Consider the following 2,489-nt stretch of genomic DNA (forward strand, 5'->3'; position numbering starts at 1 on the left):
TTCAATGTATTTTATAGGTAAGTGATACGATTGCAAGAGTTTTGACTACAACAAAAGTAGATTTGGCTACATCTGTTTTTTAACGACCATGCACCTTTGCATAGTTCATCAAACAGAAAAAAATGAAAATTATACTTACAGGTTCATTAGGCCATATCGGCAGTACACTTGCAACAACATTGGTGCAAAAAGGCCATTCAGTAACAGTCATTACCAGTAAAGCTGAAAGGAAAAACGAAATAGTAAACATTGGTGCAATTGCCGCAGTCGGCTCCATTGACAATGTAGACTTTTTAACGGAAACATTTAAAGGTGCGGATATTGTGTATTTAATGGAACCACCTATCAATTTTCTTGATGCCGATATCATCATGGATACCTATTGGCAAGCTATTGCCAAAAGTTACGTGGAAGCCATTTTGAACTCGGGCGTTACTAAAGTGATCCATCTGAGCAGCATCGGTGCACATACTGATAAAGGCGTTGGTATGCTGGCAGCGCATTATTGGGTAGAAAACATTTTAAAAGAATTGCCCCATGCGGTGTCTATTAAAACCATGCGCCCTGTTGGTTTTTACTATAACATGTTCGCCTTTATTCCTGCCATCAAAAATGCAAATGCCATTATACAAAACTATAATACTAATGAAAAAGAGCCCTGGGTATCGCCTTTAGATATTGCGGCCGCAATAACCGAAGAAATGGAAAAACCTTTTAATGGCAGATCAATCCGCTATATTGCCAGTGATGAGGTAACTCCTCATGAGGTAGCCAAAATATTAGGTGAAGCGATAGGTAAAAAGGATTTGAAATGGTTAGCCATTACTGACGATGAATTTGTGGGCAATCTAGTCCGAGCAGGTTTTATCGAACAAAATGCAAAAGGCCTGGCTAACATGAATGCTGCCAGAATGAACGATACTTTATACGAAGATTATAATCGAAATAAACCAACCTTAGGTCAGGTAAAGTTAACTGATTTTGCGAAAGATTTTGCAAATGCATACCATTCTTCAAACAATCATCATTAAGCCTTAGCGCTTTAAACAGTGTGGGTTAACCTGCTGTTTTTACGCTTTTGGAAACAAATGATATAATCTTTATTATCTTTAATAATGGCAAATCAAAAACCATATCACATCAAAACAATAAGCGAATTTCATCGGTTCAATGGTTTGCCAAAACCAGAACATCCGCTGATTAGCATTGTAGATTATGGCAATATTCATCGGGAAAGCGATGAAGAAACGACCTCCTTAATGTTCGGCTATTATTCCATTTCGTTAAAAAGAGGCGTAACAAAAATGCATTATGGCCAGCAGCATTATGATTTTGATGAAGGGATTCTGTATTTTATGGCTCCCAATCAAATATTAAAAGTACACAACAACCCAAGCGAAGCCTTGCAGCGTTCGGGTTGGCTGTTGCTCATTGATTCCGATTTTTTGTGGAATACGCCTTTAGCAAGCAAAATACAGCAATACGAGTTTTTCGATTATGCTGTAAATGAAGCCTTGTTTCTTTCAGATAAAGAAGAAGAAATTTTAAACACCATCGTTCAAAATATACAGCAAGAATATCATTCAAACATTGATAAATTTACCCAAAACGTCATCATTTCCCAATTGGAACTGCTGCTCACTTATGCTGAATGGTTTTATGAAAGACAATTTATTACCCGAAAAATAGCCAACCACAAGATGCTGGAGCGCCTTGAGCGTTTGCTAAACGACTATTTCAATAGCAATAACGTCATCGTAAAAGGATTGCCGACCGTGCAGCACATTGCAAATGGGTTAAACGTGTCTCCCAATTATTTAAGTGGACTGCTTAAAGTGCTAACTGGGCAGAGCACTCAGCAGCACATTCACAACAAATTGATTGAAAAAGCCAAGGAAAAGCTGTCTACCACAGATTTATCGGTTAGTGAAATTGCCTACGAATTAGGCTTCGAACATCCACAGTCGTTTAGTAAGCTGTTTAAAACTAAGACCAACCTTGCCCCTTTAGAATTCAGACATTCTTTTAGCTGATAGTTAGTAATGACAGCGCATCAAACCCACCATGAGTACACGGTGAGTCCACCCTTTGTTTGGCATAACGTGGACTGACCGTGGACTGAATGTGGACTCACCGTGGACTCACCTATACCCGACAAGCAGTAGACCACATGTCCCCTTTTATTTACTAAATCAGGATATAGCCTCATATAAGGAGATGATTATATTCTCAAAAATGCTATTTAATTAGTTTGCCCGGCAAATTTGCTAATTTATTAGTTGACAGTTATTAAATAATCACTATATTCACAAAAATTAACTCGGCCTCAACACTCTCATGCCTCTTCAACAACACCATAAGAACATCTTTAAAGTGTTCAAAAATCTACTAATATTCACTGTTGGTGAATATATGCTATCATCCTTTTTTAAGGAATATAGACAAATAGTTCATCAATTGATATTTAAAGAAACCCTTCGCTTCCTTAC

2 protein-coding genes are annotated in these 2,489 nt (G+C 37.6%); both read left to right on the forward strand.

The genetic code is table 11. From position 1 onward, the window contains the following. Positions 1 to 122 precede the first annotated feature (122 nt). On the forward strand, positions 123 to 1,031 hold the full coding sequence (locus ACR2F7_RS03400; RefSeq protein ID WP_432712187.1) for an SDR family oxidoreductase: 909 nt from the start codon (positions 123 to 125) through the stop codon (positions 1,029 to 1,031). Positions 1,032 to 1,115: 84 nt separating this feature from the next. Further along, positions 1,116 to 2,033, forward strand: a complete 918-nt coding sequence (locus ACR2F7_RS03405) for a helix-turn-helix domain-containing protein (RefSeq protein WP_432712188.1) — start codon at positions 1,116 to 1,118, stop codon at positions 2,031 to 2,033. Positions 2,034 to 2,489 lie beyond the last annotated feature (456 nt).

It is taken from the genome of Pedobacter sp. (assembly GCF_045628745.1).
Taxonomy (GTDB): domain Bacteria; phylum Bacteroidota; class Bacteroidia; order Sphingobacteriales; family Sphingobacteriaceae; genus Pedobacter.